Source organism: Trinickia symbiotica, from assembly GCF_002934455.1.
In the GTDB taxonomy this organism is placed as follows: Bacteria; Pseudomonadota; Gammaproteobacteria; order Burkholderiales; family Burkholderiaceae; genus Trinickia; species Trinickia symbiotica.
On sequence record NZ_PTIR01000026.1, the window covers coordinates 53,624 to 72,899 of the forward strand.

11 protein-coding genes and 1 pseudogene are annotated in these 19,276 nt (G+C 59.3%); 6 read left to right on the forward strand and 6 right to left on the reverse strand.

Annotation, left to right across the window (positions count from 1 at the left end; genetic code table 11):
• Positions 1-7 precede the first annotated feature (7 nt).
• Positions 8-2,251: a ParB/RepB/Spo0J family partition protein gene (locus tag B0G57_RS27180; protein WP_102607282.1), complete on the reverse strand. Its 2,244-nt coding sequence runs from the start codon at positions 2,249-2,251 to the stop codon at positions 8-10.
• A gap of 129 nt (positions 2,252-2,380) precedes the next feature.
• On the reverse strand, positions 2,381-3,214 hold the full coding sequence (locus B0G57_RS27185) for a DUF932 domain-containing protein (RefSeq protein ID WP_102607281.1): 834 nt from the start codon (positions 3,212-3,214) through the stop codon (positions 2,381-2,383).
• A gap of 815 nt (positions 3,215-4,029) precedes the next feature.
• Here B0G57_RS27185 and B0G57_RS27190 point away from each other — a divergent pair.
• Positions 4,030-8,133, forward strand: a complete 4,104-nt coding sequence (locus B0G57_RS27190; RefSeq protein ID WP_223258752.1) for a KAP family P-loop NTPase fold protein — start codon at positions 4,030-4,032, stop codon at positions 8,131-8,133.
• A 122-nt stretch (positions 8,134-8,255) separates the two neighbouring features.
• Positions 8,256-9,689: a restriction endonuclease gene (locus B0G57_RS27195; protein ID WP_102607280.1), complete on the forward strand. Its 1,434-nt coding sequence runs from the start codon at positions 8,256-8,258 to the stop codon at positions 9,687-9,689.
• Between the two features lie 155 nt (positions 9,690-9,844).
• Here B0G57_RS27195 and B0G57_RS27200 read toward each other — a convergent pair whose 3' ends face one another.
• From B0G57_RS27200 to B0G57_RS27215, 4 genes are all read right to left on the reverse strand, one after another.
• Positions 9,845-11,404: an LA2681 family HEPN domain-containing protein gene (locus tag B0G57_RS27200; protein WP_102607279.1), complete on the reverse strand. Its 1,560-nt coding sequence runs from the start codon at positions 11,402-11,404 to the stop codon at positions 9,845-9,847.
• A gap of 103 nt (positions 11,405-11,507) precedes the next feature.
• Complete coding sequence (locus B0G57_RS31470) at positions 11,508-11,915, reverse strand: hypothetical protein (protein WP_199189656.1); 408 nt, start codon at positions 11,913-11,915, stop codon at positions 11,508-11,510.
• A gap of 378 nt (positions 11,916-12,293) precedes the next feature.
• Positions 12,294-12,683, reverse strand: coding sequence for a hypothetical protein (locus tag B0G57_RS27210; RefSeq protein WP_146013402.1), 390 nt, complete (start codon positions 12,681-12,683; stop codon positions 12,294-12,296).
• Between the two features lie 352 nt (positions 12,684-13,035).
• Positions 13,036-13,278: a hypothetical protein gene (locus tag B0G57_RS27215; protein WP_102607277.1), complete on the reverse strand. Its 243-nt coding sequence runs from the start codon at positions 13,276-13,278 to the stop codon at positions 13,036-13,038.
• A 77-nt stretch (positions 13,279-13,355) separates the two neighbouring features.
• On the opposite strand from B0G57_RS27215, the gene B0G57_RS27220 reads away from it, so the two are divergent.
• The 4 genes and pseudogenes from B0G57_RS27220 to B0G57_RS31960 form a co-directional block, all read left to right on the forward strand.
• Positions 13,356-17,414 (forward strand): helix-turn-helix domain-containing protein, encoded by a 4,059-nt coding sequence (locus tag B0G57_RS27220; protein WP_102607329.1) that lies wholly within the window; start codon positions 13,356-13,358, stop codon positions 17,412-17,414.
• A 493-nt stretch (positions 17,415-17,907) separates the two neighbouring features.
• Positions 17,908-18,063 (forward strand): hypothetical protein, encoded by a 156-nt coding sequence (locus B0G57_RS31950; protein ID WP_189595355.1) that lies wholly within the window; start codon positions 17,908-17,910, stop codon positions 18,061-18,063.
• Positions 18,064-18,578: 515 nt separating this feature from the next.
• The gene (locus B0G57_RS31955) at positions 18,579-18,812 is read left to right on the forward strand and encodes a hypothetical protein (RefSeq protein ID WP_233216014.1); all 234 of its coding nucleotides are present in this window, start codon (positions 18,579-18,581) and stop codon (positions 18,810-18,812) included.
• Between the two features lie 177 nt (positions 18,813-18,989).
• Positions 18,990-19,276 (forward strand): annotated as a pseudogene (locus B0G57_RS31960) (IS21 family transposase); the annotation flags it as partial.

The following is a 19,276-nucleotide window of genomic DNA, read 5'->3' on the forward strand; positions in this document are numbered from 1 at the left end:
GCCTATGCTACGCGGTGCGCGAGTCAGCTTGCGATGAGTTCAGCGTAGTGGCAGTTGGGAAGGGCCACGGCGGTTGTTCAGTGTGGGTAGCGGAAGGCGCTTCCGGCGAGCGAGGCGTGTTGTTAACGTGCTTCTCGCCGTTGCCACAGTCCGACTCGGCATCGGCGTCGTCGTCGCTCTCTGCGTCCCTGCCGCCTTCCCCCGTACCGGCGTCATCCTCGTCCTCAGCGTCCTCGCTGACAGTCCACGACGGCATAGTCGGCGTGTCGCGATCGGTGAGGATTTCCGGGAGCCATGCGACGTTGGCGAGGCGAACTTCTGCGGCGGCAGCGGCGTCAGCCTTTTTCATCTTCGCGAGATCAGCGGCCACCTTCGGTGACACAGCGGCGGACACGACCTCGGCGATGCGAGCCTTACTGACATGGTCGAAGTACGTGATGCGGTTTGCCTTCCAGTACTTGGTCATATCGAGGTTCAGCGCATGCGCGAGCGTATTGATGGCAAGCGGCTCTTCCTCGCCCGGGATGCCGTCGAGCAGCGTCCCGGTGCAGAAGGCGAGCAGATCGAGCAACGTCGTGCCGGGGTCTTGCTGGATCAACCAAGGGAGCAGGTCGGATCGTTTCGCGGGCAGTTCCTCGACCCACCGTGCGCGCTGCGCTTCGATAGCGTTCCATGCTTGACTCTCGGGCAGGTCGTCTGCCGCACGCAGCAGCCGGTCGTGATTGTTTTCTCCGGACAGAGTCAGATAGTCCGGCGCCGACGTATAGCCATAATGCTCGGGTAGCGCCTGCGGGATCAGGTGTCGCAGCAGCGCTGCGAGCGCGACAACCGGTTGCGCGACCAGTTCGGCATGGATGGCGGCGGCGCGATGCGCGGTCAGCCGCTGGCAGAGCTTCGAACTGTGGACGGGTTTGGCCTTTGGAGCCTGAGTGTCCGCACTGTCGGGGGCGTCGGCTACGGGCACACCGGTGACGGTCGCACCTGCCGCGTCCAGCGCCGCGCTGTTCTCGCGCCGCACGAGGCCCCGTTCAACGGTGAGTTCGCCTTGTGAGCCGACGATCACGTATGCGCCAGCCTCGGCCATCTGCGACGTATCCCACCGGACGGCGCGGCTCTCAATCGCCGTGATTGCGGTACTCGTTCGCTCGATGTCCAGGTCGAGGCGTTCCGCTTCTTCGTAGGCGTTTTCATCGTCCTCCGACAGTACGTCGAGTTTTTCGGTGAGTTCATCGCGCTGTGCAGTAAGCGCATCGATTTCGCGCTGCTCGTCCTCGGTGTACGGGCGTTGGACCGGCTGCAGTTTGCCGTAGCGGTTCAGTTCCAGCAGGTCTCGCTCGACACGCGTTTCAACCCAGCCCCAGCCTTCGGCGCGAATTTCGGCGGCGGCTGTGTCGAGCTTCTGCGCAACCAAGCGTTGCAGAAGGTCGGCGTCGGCAATGTAGCCCGCGTTTTCGTCGTCACTGAACAAGTCGCGACGCACATAGCCACCTGCTGTTTCGTAGGCCGCGAGGCCAACGAAACGCACGAGACGGCTTCGGCTCGCGTCAATCTCCGCGCGCGTGATCGCCTGCCGCAAATAATGCGGCTGACGCTGCCACTCGTTTGCCTCGAACCAGAGACGTTCCTGCGTTTCGTGATCGTCAGCGAGGGCGAGCGCGGCTAGTTGGTCGAGCGTGATCGCGTCCTCGCGCAGCAGCGCGAGCAGCTTGGGCGACACGTGGGCGAGTTTCATGCGCCGTTTAACCGTGATTGGTGAGGCGGAAAACAGTGCGGCGATGTAATCGACGCTGCGGCCTTCCTCGGCCAGCATCCGGTAGGCGCGCAACACGTCGAACGGATCCAGTCCCTCGCGCTCACTGTTTTCGATCAGTGAAATTGCCAGCGCTTCGCCTTCGCTAACGATCCGCACGGGTACCGGATAGTCGGCGGAGATATGCTTTTGCTCGAACAGCAAGTCGAGTGCGGCCTCCCGGCGCTGGCCTGCGCAGACGCCGTATTTGCGGTGTTTCCCGCGCGAGCCTTTGATTTCGGGGACCACGAGGTTTTGCAGCAACCCTTTCGCGTGGATGTTGGCGGCGAGTCCGGGGATTCCGGCGAGAGGTTTCGTGCGGACATTCAGCGGCGAGCGCCGCAGGCTCGAGTACGGCACGGTCGCGACCGGTTGCTCGTCGCCGAAGTTCGTTTCGAGCACGGTTGCGGATTTGACGGCGTCAGCGGCGGCGCTGACGGTTTCGAGAATTGTGGCTTGCATGATCTACTCCAGAAAGTTGGAAAGAGGGTGCCGGGCCAGTGCAGTGCGAATGCGTCAGAACGTGACCCGACGGGCGGTCTGGCGCAGAGGCTGAAAGCCGGGGCGGCGTGCGTGCGCCGCCCGAATTCGCTACGCCTTCATCTGGCGCATGGCGTCGGCGAGCATCCACAGCGCGCGGTTGAGCTTCACGTTCTGGTCGATGCCGGTGATGGGACGCGTCGACATGGAGCGGCCGGAGCGCGAGCGCCCATGTAGACCGCCTTTCGTGAGGTTTTCCTGCACGCGGTTAAAGACGGTCCATAAGTCGTCGCGGCGATCCTCGAAGCGGCGCGGGGCGAGCAGTTGGCTGTCGGTGATGGGCGCGGGTGCTTCGGCGTCGGTCGGGTCGTAGCGCAATGCGAGGGCGGAGCGGGCGAACGCGTGTTGTTCGTCGCGATCGAGCGTCACAGTGCGCATGCCGTCCTTCTGTTCGCGGATCAGGTCGAAGCCGTCGAGCACGTCGAACGCGCCGTTGATCACGTTCTGAACGACGTTCCCTTTGTGTGGCACTCGGATATCGGCGATGTTGTCGCCCGCGACCATGCCGTTTTGGCACACAAACCGAAATGTGCCGGCGAGCATTTGATCGCTGCTCGTGCCGTCGTGCGAGTTCAGCATCACGATTTCATCGGCTTCCTCACCGGTGATTTGATCGGCATGCCGCAGCCGGAGCATATGCTTGGTGAATTCACGCTTGCCCTCATCGCGCACGCGGGTTTGGCAGATCATGAATGGCTGAAAGCCTTCTTTGCGTAGGCCGCGCAGCACATCGATGGTGGGAATGTAGGTGTAGCGCTCCGAACGGCTTTCATGCTTGCCGTCCGCGAAGATGGAGGGGGCAACGCGCCGAATCTGATCGTCCGAGAGGGGCGAGTCAGCGCGCAGCATCGGGGAGCCGTAACGGAAATAGGAAGCGAGTTGCATGGCAATTCTCCGCAGTCAAGGTTGAAGACCTGAATCGGGCGAAGGGACGTGACTTGCCGTTGCGGCCGGACACCTCCCGGTGGAACTCGGGGTTGGCTTTGCTGCCGCCAGGCTCCCGGGTTACCGCCCGTGCGACTGGAGGAGCCGATAGCGGGCAGGCGTCAAGGAAAAAGGCGAGGGAGGGGTGCGGGCAACACGGTCCCTCGCCCCTTGATGCCTGCCCGCTATCGGCTACGGTCGCGGGTCAAGGGCGGGGAGCTGGGAGTCGGGTGCATGCCGTGCCGAGGGTGACCGGGTATGAGGTGCCGCGTAGAAGCTACCGGGGTTGACAGCTGCGCCAGGGTTGACGCCCGACAGGGGCGAAACGCGGTACGCGGCTCGACGCGCGGCGAGAAACCCCGGTCCCGAGGATAAGCGTCGGGAGGCGTCCAGTTGAGATAGGAATGTTTCGGTCTGGATGTAATAGCGCGACCGGATGGCGAGGAAAAACACGCGTGATCGACGAAAAAGTGCGGCAGTCCGGTCTACCAATGTGCGGGCGCGTGGCGGCTGACGCGACGGAAGTGTGTACCGATGTAGTTATGGCGCCGTACAAGGTGCCGGGGTGCCGTTTCAGGCTTCCGGCGGAGTATCATGCCGTTAGCTATGTCTGAACGCACACCGCATGCAGGGCGAAACCGTTCGCGCGCGACTCGGTCTTTGGGGACCGCCGGTGACAGATGCTGTCGGTTTCGATCCAGACCACGTGGACACAACCGAATCGAGTAGGTTTTGGATCGATCTTCATGTCAGAACAACGCTATTAAAAGAAGGCCATGAAAAGAGAAAATCCCACCGCCGGCGAAATGCCATCGGTTTTAGACCGGGAGATCGCGGACGCGCAACTCGATGCGTTTGGTCACCGCCATTTCGCACTCGCGTTACGCAGTCTGATCGAGTCGGAGGATCACCCGACACCGTTTAGCATTGGCGTTCTCGGTGGCTGGGGCACGGGTAAGAGCAGTATCAAAGAGATGTACATGGCCGAGCTTCGAAACGATGCCACAAAGCATCAGGGCGCGAGGCGATCGGACAAGATTCAGTGCATAACGTTTAATGCATGGCGCTTTGGCGGACGTGACCAGGACATCAAGCGGGCGCTTCTTCGCCATGTGTTCCTTGAGCTCGGAGGTCGCGAGGAAAGCCTGCAGGACCGGCTCTTCCGCCAGATCAGCCACGTCACGGAGCAGCCCAAACCGACGCTCAAATACTTCTGGGAAACGCTTTGGTCCTGGATGCTGCCGATTCCCGCTGTGCTGGCAGTCATGGTCGCATTCATCATCGTTCTCGCCGCCAGCAACCTGGTTTTTGGCGCCGGTCATGACGTGACCAAGGCGACGTTGACGTTGTGCGTGGCGATTCTGTTTGGATACGTGCTCAAGCACGTGAAGCCACCAGAAGTGAAGGCGACGTCTGCCGTGACGCGCGTGACGCTACCCAGCACTACTGCTGAGCAGTACGAGGACATGTTGCTTGAACAGCTGGCCCGCTACAAGGACGGAAAAGACGAGTCTCCCGACGGGCGGAGCGGGAAGAAATGCGAGCGGCTGGTTGTGTTCGTGGATGATCTGGACAGGTTGTCGGCGGAAGAGATGGTGCTCGGTCTGGATGGTGTACGCACGTTCATGGAGATCCCTAAAGGGCGCCTTCCAAAGGGACTGGGCCTGGTATTCGTCATTTCGTGCGACGAAGGGAAGATTGCAGATGCGCTGGCCAAAGGCAGGCGCTCGGCCGATTTGCCCGCGACGGTGTTCAACCGGTTTGATGCTCGGCGGTACCTTGATCGTATTTTCCAGTTCCGCCTGGAGATCCCACCGTCACCGCGTAACGACATGCGAGACTTTGCTACCCGGAAACTCGAAAGCATGGGCGGCGTTGCGGCCGATCTTGCAGCGCGCGGCGTGCCTCTCGCGCCCGTTGTTGACCGAATGATTCATGCGGGCGTACAGGATCCGCGAAATGCGCTACAGATCGTCAACGCATTCGAGCAGTCTTGGTGGCTGGCGAAGAAGCGTGAAGCCGACGGGGTCGGCAGCGATCGCGCCGGTGGGCTGCACGAAGGTGCTGTCACCGATCATCCCATATCTCTAGGCGCGCTTTCAGCTCTGAAGGTGAGCTTTCCGGATTTTTATCGCGAGGTGCAGGATGAACCCGAGCTTCTCTTTCACTTCACAGAAGTTGTCGTGAGAGGGCAAAGTCTATCCGAGCGCCCGGAATCCATCCGGCGAATCCTCGCCGATAAGTACCTGTCCGAGCCGGCTTCGGGCGGGCAGCAGGCTGCCGCTGAACAGAAACCGCAGTTGCGACCCGAATACCGGCCACTACGTCAGTTTCTGGCCGGGCTCGTCGGCGTTCGATGGCCCCAACCACTACAAAGCCTGCTACTGCTCTCCGAAGATCCTGTGTCCAGAAGGCTGGGACCGAAGATCGCCCCCCTGCGAAACGCTTTCGTATCCGGCGACACGGATGGCGTCCTCGAGGGGCTGGGCAGGCACCATGATGTTGCGCCGCTGAGCGTGGAGCAGGCAAAGAACCTGTACAACCTCTTCGAAGATATGAGGGGGGAAACGGAAGCACGCCGCACAAACGGCGCACGCGTGATAGCGGACGTAATCGAGCGGATACCGGAGCCGCCTCTCACACAGGTGCTAAACGAGCTTTGCAGGACGATTGACGACAGTCCGGATCTGCGTGCGCAACTAGGACCTGCAAGAATCAGGGGGCTGCTCGCCAAAGCCTCAGGACCCGATCAACGTGCCGTGACCTCTCGACTCGTTGGTGACGCGATGGTGGACGACGACGACCTGGGCCTCAAGCTTGACTCTGGCCAGACGCCGAGCCTAGACGAGGCAGTTGAGATGGTCAAAATCATTGTTGCGCTTGCAAGTCGTGTGCGCGCGGAGCAGGGCTTGGAAGCGAGGGAAGATGCGCTGTTCTTGGACTGGTTGCTGGCTCGAAATGTTCGTATTCATAATGCATCCAGGCAGCTCGGTTTTGATGAACTGGAGTCATGGCTTTCCGTCGACACAGGTAGTATCGCCAGTTCGCTGGGGACGCGCTACGTGGACGCGCTTGCCAATGAACTCGAAAAGGCAGAGCCGGCGGCATTCGACATGGATGCCGCGATGCAACGTGCTAGCAGCGTGTTCTGCGCACAGATGGCGCTCGGAGAAGAGGCACGTCGCGCTACGTGGCCGATAGTGTGCCGATTTGTGAAGCTCACTCAGCCGCATGCGGTGAGAGTCGCCTGCAAGGTCGCCGTATCCAACGAAGGGCACGCCACGGATGCCGAAATCTCGTCATTCGTCAGCGCCTTCGCCGCCCGCCTGCTGCACGACCTCACGGACAACAGTTCCGAGGTTGGTGTTCATGAGGCATTCCGCGCACTGATGAAGCTGGTTGTCACACGGATAGGGTCGCTCGACGACAGCGCGCTGCAGTATCTCGTCGAGCTTGCAACAGCGTGGAGTCGCAAGGATGCTCACGCCCGGCTCGCGTGCGACGTCGTCTCTCAGCTGCGTCGGGTGAATACGGCTAAGGCCACCGCGGTGTTGACCACTTGGGTGCCGCGGATTATCTCGGACCTGCCGTTGCCGTGCCTTGAGATGCTGACAGAGCTCTTGCTCGGAGAGGATGACAGCCTTAAGGCCGCAGCCGCGAATACAGCGACCACCATATTGAGCACGGATCCGATTAACGATGCAATGGCAGACCGTTACTCAGCGTTCGTCATCGGGCTTCCCGCCCCTAGCTGGGGCGCGGCGCCATTCAAGGGGCACCTTGACAGTGCCTTGAGCAATCTCGCCAACCGGGGCGCGAACGAGAACTATCTTAAATCGATTTTTCCGCCCATCGCAAAAGTGCTTATCCATGCAACACCCTCAACGCTCGGAAGCTCTCTGCAGCAACTCTTCCAGCAGGCCAAAAACTATCCGAGTCACTACGCGCGGCTGCATCGGGAGATGGTAGGTCGCTGGCCTGCGTCGGCGCCAGCGCTTGCGCCGTACGATCCATCGGTTCTGTTTGATGAGGCCTGTGCCACCTCAATCAGCCAGGCGGCCACAGTGAAAGACGATGTGCTTGCCTCCGTTTCCGACATGTTCGACCGTGGTTTGGTAGGGCAGGACAGGCGCGCACGCCTCATCGATACCGCATGCGCTCTCTGGAAGGTCGAGCCGCGTCTCGCATTGCCGTTTTTTCGTCGATATCCCTCGCTGTCGCTCGAGCAGATTGATGGGCTCGTGAGCACGCTGAACACCAGTGAGCCGGAGCAGATAGCCACGCTTCGCGCGGCATGGCAGGTCGTGTCACGACAAGCCGGGGATGACGTACGTCGGGCAGTTGCGGTAGCGCTGCTTCGCCGCGGTGCCATTCAGGTAGAGGGGGATGCTGATCTTGCCCTGAATGCGTGGCTTTCTGCTCAGGACGACGACGGGCGCGCGTTGCTGAATGATCTGCTCGTCGATGTCAACATTGTTGATGCACAACGTGCAAGGCTCTGGAGGCAAGCCATCTCCCGCCTCTGGACGCTTGGCAAGGGATTCTTCGTTGACCTCATTCCTCCTGCTCTGGGCGTGCAGAGCAGTGAGGCTACCTCGGCCGCTATTTTCGACAGCGAGCAGACCATCGAAAAGCTGATACACGATGGCGAGGCACGCTCGGAGCTGGCCCGCGGCCTGATGGGCCGGTTCCATGAGCTCGGGACGGAAACTATCAAGGGCGGTGCAGCTGCAATGGCGAACCGGCTAGTCGGCAACGTTGCACTGAAGGGGCTGAGTACGGAGAGTCTGACGGAACGCGACGTCGAAATTCTCTCCGGTGCATTTGGACCGTCCAGGGAGCTAGAGCGGATCGGTGACCGGATCCGCAAAAAGAGATAGAAGCGTGCCGGCCCCGGCGAACTGTTCAGCCGTCTGTCGGACGACAATGACTACTGCCGCCGGCGGTTGTAGTTGACGCCAGACAGGCTGTATCGCCGCAAGCATGTCGATTTGGGGAGAACATGGCTTATCCAGATTGGCGAGCCTATCAAGAGGCCGCGGCAGAAGTCTTTCGACGCCTTGGGTGCAATGCCCAGGTGGACTACCGCGCAAAAGGCGTCCGTGCGTCACACGACATTGACGTGTATGTAACCTTTGTTCGTTCTGGCATCGTTTGTACTTGGGTAATCGAATGCAAGCTATGGACAAGTCGCGTGCCGAAGGAAAAGGTGCTCGCGCTCAAAAGCATCGTCGACGATCTTGGTGCCGATCGCGGCATCATGATCAGTGAAGCAGGGTTTCAGTCTGGCGCCCAGGACGCTGCGCGTGGAACAAATATCACACTGGTAACTTCACTGGAAGATTTCGCCCGCACGGCAGTCGCTGCTGCGTCCGAAGTTCCGCTTACGCTAAATGGCCAGGGCGAGGCGGCGGCTATTTATCAGTTTCCGGAACGAGCTGAACCACAGGATTTGCTCTTACACGGTGAATTCATCACTACCGCAAACTGGGCGGGACGCAGTATTTCGATTGTCAATCCATCTTCCAAGGCGATCGTGCGTACCATCGACTTAGATAAATACGAAACGATCTCTCCGCAAAGTGGGGCCCGGGAGATTCAAGGCCATCCTCCTGGGAGTTTGGCTGTTGCGGATGGCCGCCTGTTTGTGGGGCAGGTCTTCTCCGACGTGATTCTCGTCATTGATCTAGCTACGCATGCCATCGTCAAAAGGATTTCTGTGCCAGGCGGTGGCGAAGGGCAGCTCGCGGTGTCACCAGACGAAAAGACAGTCTATTTCGCGAGCAATCGTCTCAATCAGTTCTACATCATCGACAGTGCGACGTATGCGTTCACGACCGTTGCATATCCAGCCGATGGTCGGGGCTGCATGTCGCTCCTGAGGCATCCGGTGCGACCCCTGCTTTATATCGGCATCCAACGGGGTGGGCATATCGAAGGAAGGGGGTATCCGCACGCCAACTGTTATTTGGCAATTTACGATCTCAGCCAGAACGCATACGGCGCGAATTCGCAACTTGCCGAGATTAGTAATGGCAGGGCTGACGATGCTACCCCGGCGTGCCTTACCTACGACGATCGTTACAATCGTCTCTATGTCGGCATGTTTCAGTCCATGCGAGGTATCTGCGTACTGGAGGCCAACTCCGGTGAGCTGATTCAAGACATTCGCTTTGCACCGAGCCCTTGGAACAATTCGTTTCCGTGGGCAGACCCTTTGTCACAGGCCCTGGCGGGTAACTCGCTGCTGTCAGTGAACAGAAACAATCGCGAACTTGTAGCTCTGGATCGGACATCCCTGCAAGTAAAGAAAAGCATATTCCTTGGTGACGCACCCAATGGTCCGAGGGCCGTTTTAGTATGGAAGGAGCACGCGGTGGTCAGCTACCCGGGCCGAAATGGGTTGATCTTCATCCCACTCGAAGCATTAGCCTGAATCGGCGCTTGTTGGTTGTTCGTCAGTGGTTTCTTCGATCAGATGTCGGCCCCGCCGTAGCGCTGTCGGAGCCGCGGGCCGCACCACGTAACATGTGCCGAGCTGCGGCCAGCTGGCTTTGACCCCCGACTTGCTATCAAGTAGGCGTGGGGCATTTAAATTCCGTCATCGCGCCCGCGAATCCAGTCGTGATCGGGGACGACCAGTGACCCAACAATCCCCGTTGTCCGTCGCGCCATACCTCGTTCGTGCTGCGAAATCGAAAGGGCAAGCATTTGGATTGCCGACCTAGCAACGCGTAAAGCGCGCAATGCTTCCTGCGTAAACAGCTCCCGTTGGTGGCGTTCGATTTCGGGGGCCTGTCTGCTCTGTGCCGGATCCCCAAAGTCATGCAGCACCACGAATCGGTGTGTGCCCGCATTGCGGAGGTTCTTTTGAGGACGCAGGATACCCGCGCTGTTGTCATAGTCCTCAGCAAGCTCCACGAGGCCATACAGCGCATTGGCGCCCCCACGAATTGCTGCTTCAACCTTCTCGGTAAGGGGGCGCACGCCGGTCGCCTTGTCGGGACTCCCTCGCCAGAGTCTACCAAAGTAGATCTTATCCGGTGGTTGCCCAAGTTCGAAATAATGGTTCGCCGTTACAGCGATCTTGTCGAGAAGATCGAGGGCGGTACGGTGCGCCAAGATAAGTGCAGATGCATCCGGGCCGTACGTGGCGTAATCGAGCGTATCGGCAAATCGCGCCGTCGCGGGCCACGCGTTCTCATCGAGCGCTCGCCATGCGAGATCACGCGCGAGGATGAAGTCGCTCTTGAGCACATTGAACATGGAGAACACGGGGGGCGGTATCGCGATCGCTCCCGATTCACGCTCCAGAATCCCGGGGAGCACGAGCCAGTCCAACTTACCCAGGGTCGGGTCGATGAGTTCGACCGCTGGTGCAAGCGTCAGGCGTTCACGCTCGACCCATTCAATGAATGGATCCGTGTGGGGTGACCTCGATGGCGGATCTTCCAATGCGCTGGCGAATGCGGTGATCCGCTCTGCGGCCTGCGCGCCAGCGTATTGGATAACGCGATCCTGATGCCGATGCGCAATCTTGGCCAGCATGACTGCTTCGACATGGGTCAGGTCTGAACAGCCGCCTTGTTCATAAAGCCATAGCAAATTATGGGCTGCGCAACTTGCCGCAACTCCGTTTCCCGGATCAATCTCCAGTGCAGCGAGCCATCCATCATGAGCTTCGCCAAATCGATAGCTATTGCTAAACTGATTGGCGAGGTTTGTCCACGCTTCGGTTCGCAGTTCGGATTCGACATCCCTATCATGCGCTACTTTCCAGAAGCATCGGCGCGCTTCGGCGCGATACTCCGCAGTACGTTCCAGATGATCCAGCCAACTGGGGGCACGAGGTGGGTCGCCCACCGCTGCGACTAACCCGTTTGCCAGGTTGTAGGCGATGTTGGTTGTTGGGAACCGATCATGCAATACACGAAATAGCGCGAGCCCTTCTTCGATCGCATTCTTCTGTTGCGTCAAGGCACCGCCATCTACCAAGGTACTCGCCCGCAACATCATTAGGTTGAAGCGTTCGGGCTCCGGTGCATCAAGATTGATCTCCCGAGCCTGCTTTACGGCCTCGGCAGGATCGTTATTCAGCAAAGCAGTGAGATGAGCCGACCGCTCGTAAAACTGGTTCTGCATTGAGGGCATAGCTAGGCTCCTTGCCTTGTTTGATCGCCGAAAGGTCTATGGGTGGCTGTTGGGCAGCCTGCGATAGCGTAGTGAGGGTGCCGAGTCGAGCTTTTACAGCGATTTACCCTTGCTCAATTTCTAGCAGATATGACCGGTACGCATACTCGATCAAGTCAGGTATCAGTTCGAGCAGGCCACTCCACGGCAGTCCATCGAAGGGATCGCCATGCGCAAGCGAATTGCGAATTCCTGCCAGTGTAATTGGTTGGAGCATGCAGTTCTCCTTTGCAGCGTTGCGAGAGGCTTTGCTTTCATACAGCAGCGAAATCACGGAGCCGCCATATAACTTCGTGAAGGCAAGCGACTCGTCCGTGAGATCATCCTTTTCGACCATGTGTTCGAGTAATTGCGCAAGCGATGGGGCGCGTTCGCTGGGGCTTTGTTTACTACGTTTCCGCACGTTTTGCTCGATGAAGAACCCTCCATAGCGATCCTTCAGCGCCAGCTCCAGCGCCGTCAAGGCAACCATCCCCCGCTTTTACGAGGCCGAAGTCGATCCAGGCGAAAAGATAAAGTTTTTGGACGCGACGAAATTTCCTCTGCACAATTTCCGGTATCGCGGGATGTAGCCGACGCGCTTCTAGAAATGTCTGCCATTCGCCAAAATGGCAAAAAGTGAGGAGGGCACCAGGGTTGCCGCGTACGGGCCACGGCATGAGAAATGTGTTATCCCGCCGTTCGGCGTCGAACAACAAGATCGAGATGTCGGGCGAGTCTGATCTATGCATCGAAGTGGCGCAGCTTGGTGGTGTTGGTTAGCACGTCGCTTCCGCGAAGATCTATTCCTTGGGATTGTCTAGCCGCTTGGGAGGTTTCCCCTGAAGGTCCCCGAGTATTTCATGGAAAACTAACTCTTGCCGCGGGCAAACGAAGGAAACGAGCGGTGGAGCGGGGATTCCCCTTCCTTGTTGCCGGGAGGCCATGCGGCCCTGATCATCGCAATCACCTGCTCCTTCACACTTTCAGGAACGTTCTCATATCCCCGAAACCAGGACGGTGCTAGACCCCGGAAATTGTCCGTGATGGCTTTGCCTCGCTCGCCTAGCATTTCTACTGCGGCAGCGGCCGCAACTGGCTGCAAGCCATCGGGTAGTGCAGGGCACACCAGATTGGCGTAGCCGTCGTAACCATGTGCTGCCGGGCGACGGTTGCAGGCCGCCATCACCGCGGCTGTCGCCGTCAACGCCGATGCGGGAGGCAGACGGAAGTTGAACAATGCAGCGCTCAGTCCGTCCATGTCCTTGGCGTTGGCTGGATCGGCTCGCGCTACCAGCGCGATGAAGAGTTCGTTACTTTCTGTTGAAGATGCTCGGGGCATGGTCGAATGTCACGCGGAACGTATCGACACCGAATCGAAGGGTTCGTTTTCGATCGCATGTGCGACAACTTGGTTTCGTAATCCGTGGCAATACCCGATACGCCAGTGACAAGGCCGAGGTTGCGAGCTAGGCTCGCCTGCCCAGCCTTCGGTCAAGCACCACCGCTCCCCTCAACCTCGCCGACCTCGTTTCGGCAGACCGCGACCTGCGCCCTTCGAGAAATCCTGCGCATTGGTCCAACATCAACAACATCGATGGCGCTAACAGTAGTCACTGGCGCCAGATGAGCTTGTACATGACGCCCACGACGCCACCGAAAAGAACGCGCGAGTCGGGGTGCAGGTACATCGCCAGACCGGCGAAAACCAAGATGCAACAGGCGCGGCAGCCCTCGCGAAATCGCAGCGCCAGACGCCGCTGCTCGTCGTTCTCGAACAGGCAGTACGGGTCAGTGGGCGTCGTCGGGCCCTTCAGCCGCTGAGGCCGTCGAGGTGTGTTCGGTTCTTGCGCCATTGGTGCCTCCGGGACGCGATTCAATCAGCGGCGTGAAGGCATGATACACTATCGAAAGTGTGCTAGAAGAGAAACACGTGAGCGCCGAGAAAACGTCCCCATACAAAGCTTTCGGAGACCTCCTTGCGCATCGTCGCGTCGAGGCAGGCTTCGCCAAGCAGCAAGAACTGGCAACCGCCATGGGCGTCCAGCAGCAGTCGGTCAGCCGCTGGGAAAAGGGCCTCGGGCGCCCGCGCGCGGCCGAAATGCCGAAGCTTGAGAAGCTGGTTAGTGCCAGGCCGAATGAGCTTTTGGTTGCGGCAGGCTTCGCCGCCGCGGCAACTGCCAAGGCCACAGACGGCGCCGGAACTGCGACGTCCTTCGATCGGGCCTTGCCGCTGTCAGCGCTAGCACCTGAGATCTTCGAGAGCTTCTGCGCAGCCCTTCTCGACCGGCTTTACCGTACCCTGCGCGGCGACGTTCATCGCTACGGCGGCGCTGGCAGCAAGCAGCACGGTATCGACATCGTCGCTAGTGGTCCTTTCGGCATCCACACCTTCCAGTGCAAGCGAGTCAACGAGTTCGGCGCGCAGAAGGTGCATACAGCCGTTGGCGAGCAGAGTTTCAAGTCCGACTTGAAAGTACTTCTGCTGTCCTGTGTTGCGAGCCCGAAGGCGCGCGATGCGATGGCGGCTCACGCCAACTGGCAACTCTGGGACCGCGAAGACATCACGCGCAAGCTCCATGAGCTACCGCTTGTCGATCGCCTGGACCTTGTCGACAGGTACTTCAGTGGCCAGCGTGTCGACCTTCTCGGTATCAGCGAGGCCGGGCCATTCCAAAGCGCGGAAGACTTCTTCAAACCCTTCTTGGTCTCCGGTCGCTTCTTCAATCACTCCTGGGCACTTATCGGTCGTGAGGCCGAACTCGCAGCGTTGACAGAGCATGTGAAGCGTACATCGGTGTTGGTCACATGCTTGCTTGGGGCTCCTGGCGCCGGAAAGAGTCGCTTGCTGCGCGAGGTCGTCGACAAACTCGCAGCCAACGACCGCAGTCTCATCGTTCGCTTTGTCTCGTCTACCGAGGAGGTGAAGGCCCACCATCTTGACGAGCTTCGCGGTTCGAGGGGCTGCACAACGCTCATCGTCGTCGATGACGCGCACGAACGCGATGACCTCGACATCCTGCTGAGGTACGCATCTGACCCGCGGAACGAGACACGACTGCTGCTCTCGCTCAGGCCGTACGGGAAGGAAGCGCTGAGACATCAGGCCGCCAACATGTCTCTGTTGCCGCCGCTCGTTCAGTTCGTCGAGATGGGCCAGCAGACTGTTGAGGCCGCAAAGGCATTGGCGACCTCCGTCCTGGAGGAGTGCGGAGCCCCGGTCGGGGCGAGTGCCGGGATTGCGAGTGCCACCTACACAACTCCTTTGGTGACCGTGCTGGCAGCTCAACTCGTCGCTCGAGACGAAATCCCATTGGCACTCTTGAACAATGCAAAAGACCTCCGAGACTATGTGCTGTCACGGCTCCAGGACGTCATCACGGCAACGCTCGTCACCGGCCAGGACGCAGAGAAGCTACGAGCCATTCTGCGGGTGGTAGCGCTCGTTCAGCCAATTATCCAAGATGACCCAGCACTCGTGGATGCGTTGAGCAAACTTGAGGGTGTCGAGACGGCAGACGCAAGCCGCCTGATGCGGCTACTCAACGAAGCAGGTGTGCTTTTCAAACGGGGGCTTCGCTCCAGGCTAGCCCCCGACCTTCTCGCCGACGAAATCCTTCGTAACAACTACATCGAGCCAGAGGGAGGCATCAACGACAGAGGCGTCCGGTTCTTCGGGCAAGCCAACGCGAACCTGCTGAAGAACATGTTCGTAAACCTTGGGCGACTCGACTGGCGTCTGCGCGAGGGCAAGACCGATGAAAGCAAACTTCTTGAGAGCCTTGGGCCGCTGCTCGTCTGGGGTGACAATTACCACAACCCACATGTCGAGGCAGTCGAAGCCGTTGCCTACTACCAACCCCGCTTCGCACTCAACTTCGCCAAGAAGCTCATCGATGATGGCCACGGCGAAAGCGAGACGGTTTGCAAAATCGCCCGCAACGCAGCTTTCACGTACGACCACCTCGAAGAGGCTTGCCATCTTCTGTGGCGCGCTGGTCGCAACGACCCCAGGCCACTCCACCAAAAGCCCGGCCATGGCATTCGCCTGTTGAAGGAACTCGCTAAGTTCGCGGTGAACAAGCCGGTCGAGTACAACTCTGGAGTCGTCAACTTTGCGCTGGCGCTGCTTGAGAGGCGCACTTCGCTTGAAAGCGCAAACACGCCTTTCTCCATCCTCGAAGGTGCGCTTGAGACGGAGATGGAGTCAACGAGCTACTCGCGCAACACCTTCACTATCACGAAATATCAGCTCCCGCTGGAGCAGGCACGCGGCATTCGTCAGCAAATCACCAGCGCACTTCTTGGCTTCGTCGTAGCGGAGCCCGCTCGCCGAGCTTTCCTTGCCGCGGTCACGCTTTCGTACGCCTTGCGTTCACCCATGCACGGCGATTCAACGGACGGCGAATGGAACCGTGAGCACGTGGAGTTGCTGCGCCGCATTCGCGACCTCCTCAATCAGGCGACAGTGCATCCGGTTGTGCTGCTTGGCCTCGCAAACGCGGTCTCATGGCATGCGCACTTTGGTCCGCCTGAGACCAAGCCCGAGGCACTCGAGATTATTCGGCATCTCGAGCGAGACCTCAGGACCCGGACTGTTCGTGTACTCATCGACGGTTGGGGCAACGAGACCTGGGAGCTCGGTTCGGCACTCAAAAGCGGAGAACACGAGGAGTACCAGGAGCGGCTCACCAACGACCTCATCGCTGCGTATCCGGATCCAAGCAAATTGCTTGCGGAGATGGAATCCTGCCTTGAGGACATCACCAGAATTGCCGGTCAAGGATACGGGGCGCCATTCATTTTCATGAACCGGCTGTTCGCCAAGGCACCTGGCCTGGCAAAGGAACTGCTCGCGAGAGACGTCGGCCAAAGCCTGAGCAATGGCCTGAAGCCCTACGTAGGACGAGCGCTCAGCGTTGCTATCGAAGCTGGTGACGGCGCATTGGTGCAGCGATACATCGCATGGTCTGAGAGTTCCGACGAGGTGCTTAGACAGGTCGCCGAGGCATACATCCGGTACGCACCTTCCAGGTCCTACACGCCCGAGGAGCATGTGCTCTTCCGGCGCATCTTCGAATCCAAGAGCCCAGATGTTCTCTTCACCGCATCACACCTCGTGCGCCAAATCTCCACGAAGGATGCGTCGCTGGCGCTCGAGCTCGCATGCGCGATGGCCTTCGATGTATGCGCGTCGGCATCACACGACGTCTTCATGTGGCTTGCGTCATCCAAAGACCTTCCCCCTGCAGAAATCGGAGTCAAACGTCGCGAGCTGCTGCGCAAGCTCGAAGCACTCGAACGTTTGGATGACTACTGGGTCGTGGCCTTCTTGAAGAAGTCCACCGAACACGACCCCGCCGCGGTTGTTGAACTCATGAAAGCTCGACTCAAAGCCAGCGGTGATGGACGATGGGCCTACATTCCATTCGACCGAATTCGAGCCGGTACTGGCTTAGACCTCAAGTCGACGTCTATGGGGAATCGCCTCTTGCTGGAACTAATGGACTGGGCGCTTGCTGAATGCGCAGCACCGTCGATGGCCTGGTCGTTCGGCAAGACAGTGTCCGGCCTATGGGGTTCGTACGATCAGTCGCTGCTTGACCAACTCCTCGCCTGGATGGCTGGCGGCACCGAGCAACACGCGCGCTTGGTCGCAGCCATTCTTCAAAATGGGCAGCAGACCATCCTCTACGACTATCCTAGCTTCGTGAGCGATATCCTTGAGGCCGCAGAGCAGATTAGCGAAGAAGCCACGAAATCCGTTGGGCATGCATTTGCGTCTGCCACGCAATGTGGTACGCGGAGCACCATTCCCGGCGAGCCATTCAAAGAAGACTTGCGGCTTGAAGAGCACTGCACGGCTATGCTTACGACTCTTAGCCGAGCCGAGCCCACCTACGAGCTCTATGCGGCCTTGCTCAAAAGCGCTCGCGATGGCATTGCACGCCAACACCAAATGAAAGCATCGATGGAAGACGAAGATCAGTAGCTCAAGGGCGAGCTACGCCTTGCACCGTCCAGGCGGGGATACGCGAGCTGCAGTGCCTTGACCGTTTGAGGGAGTACACCCGAAGCGATCGACGGAAACGCCGCGACGCGCCGGCCGCGATGCCTAGTATTGTCACCCGGCTATGACCTCGATCCTACGCGCCAACCGACGTAAAGGCGTGCATCCTGACGACTAGTATCGATCTCGACGAGGAAGGTGTTCGGTCGGCTTGCATGAAAATGCGGCGGAATTCTTCAGTTTGTCGCTGAAACAGGCTCGGGCCACCATCTGGGAAGTGCTCGACGTGACCCGGGCATGGCAGGCGGTTGCTGAGGAAGTCGGTTGCAGGCGTGCAGAACTCGCACGCACGGCAAGTGCCTTCGAGCACGACCATCTAACTGCAGCATTGACGTTGTGACGGTATCGAGGAGCACGTTCGAAAGAGATCGACGGTATCATCGACGGTATCGCGTCCACAAATCATCGAGAGACGGTGAGTGTTCGCGATTTTTTAAGCGAAGCGGGCAATGATCCTCTGGGGCGTTCTAACGACAGCCGTCAAATGCCGAGTATGATTTTCGGTATCGCCGACGGTATCGAGGCCCGTGATCAGGCGGAAACTCTGTCTCCACAAGGTTCCGCCCGCTGAATTGACAATCGAGTGGGGTGTGCCAAGAACGCGAGCATCAGCTAACCGATGTTTGCGGTGCTTTACCAGAGATGAAGGAAGGCCCTTCGGAGCCGGCCTGCAGGGGCAGGTTCCAAACCGCCACGAGTTGCGCGGGTAAAGAGTCCGCGTGGTGAGCGTCGATGGAAAAGGCAGAGTTCGACTCTGTCAGGTAAGGATCGAAGAGACGAATGTTAGTCAACCGCTGAAGACGTGTCGAAATTGTCCCAGAAGATGTCGAAAGCGTAGAGCCCACTTGCTCCGGGACAAGATCGGGCGACGCATGCTGACGGCCCGATCGGCATCCGGCAAATAGGTGGCGTGACTTTGATTCATGTTAGCGCCAATGTAAAACTGACCCACCGGCGGGTCAGAATTCTATCGGCGTTGACGGATTCAGGCTTTGGTTGTCTGGCGACAACTAGATTTGCCGGTGTTGGCGGCTGACCTGCTGAGGCTGCGGCCGTCGCTATGATGCGGCTCCCTCCGGAGCCAGCATGAAAAAAGACGGAGAAATCAAATTCTTGCGGGAAGAACGGCGGAAAGGAGCGAGCCGGAAGCTGGCGGCAACGCGAACCGGTATGGGTGAGCGCACGGTTCGTAAGTACGAGCGTGCTGGCACGTTGCCGAATCAAGTGAAGAAGCCACGCACGCATCGCACGCGGGAGAATCCGTTCAGCCCCGACGGGCCGTGGGTTGAGGAACACCTAAAGCGAGACCCGGCATTTTAGGCCAAGACGCTGTTCGCGCTGCTGTGCCAGGCGTTTCCGGGGCGATATCAGGAAGGCCAGCTGCGTACGTTGCAGCGACACATTCAAGCGTGGCGAGTTCGTCACGGCCCGGAACAGGAGGTCATGTTTCCACAGAAGCATGTGCCCGGGCGCATGGGTCAATCCGATTTCACTTCGATGAATCGCCTGAGAGTAACGATCTGGAGCACGGCATTCCCACGCCTGGTCTATCATCTCGTGCTGACCTATTCGAACGTGGAGGTCGTACGCATTTGCTTTTCCGAGAGCTTCGAGGCGCTGGCCGAAGGGCTTGAAGCGTGCCTGTGGCAGATCGGCGGTGTTCCCGAATGGCACCGCACCGACAATCTGACCGCGGCCGTACGCGACCTCGATCGCGAAGGAATGCACGAGTTCACGCAGAACTATCGAGCATTGCTCGCCCATTACGGCATGCAGCCGTCGGC

Coding starts and splice junctions, on each gene's coding strand:
- B0G57_RS27180 (WP_102607282.1), bottom strand. CDS start 2,251: ATGCAAGCCACAATTCTCGAAACCGTCAGCGCCGCCGCTGACGCCGTC.
- B0G57_RS27185 (WP_102607281.1), bottom strand. CDS start 3,214: ATGCAACTCGCTTCCTATTTCCGTTACGGCTCCCCGATGCTGCGCGCT.
- B0G57_RS27190 (WP_223258752.1), top strand. CDS start 4,030: ATGAAAAGAGAAAATCCCACCGCCGGCGAAATGCCATCGGTTTTAGAC.
- B0G57_RS27195 (WP_102607280.1), top strand. CDS start 8,256: ATGGCTTATCCAGATTGGCGAGCCTATCAAGAGGCCGCGGCAGAAGTC.
- B0G57_RS27200 (WP_102607279.1), bottom strand. CDS start 11,404: ATGCCCTCAATGCAGAACCAGTTTTACGAGCGGTCGGCTCATCTCACT.
- B0G57_RS31470 (WP_199189656.1), bottom strand. CDS start 11,915: ATGGTTGCCTTGACGGCGCTGGAGCTGGCGCTGAAGGATCGCTATGGA.
- B0G57_RS27210 (WP_146013402.1), bottom strand. CDS start 12,683: ATGGACGGACTGAGCGCTGCATTGTTCAACTTCCGTCTGCCTCCCGCA.
- B0G57_RS27215 (WP_102607277.1), bottom strand. CDS start 13,278: ATGGCGCAAGAACCGAACACACCTCGACGGCCTCAGCGGCTGAAGGGC.
- B0G57_RS31955 (WP_233216014.1), top strand. CDS start 18,579: ATGAAAAAAGACGGAGAAATCAAATTCTTGCGGGAAGAACGGCGGAAA.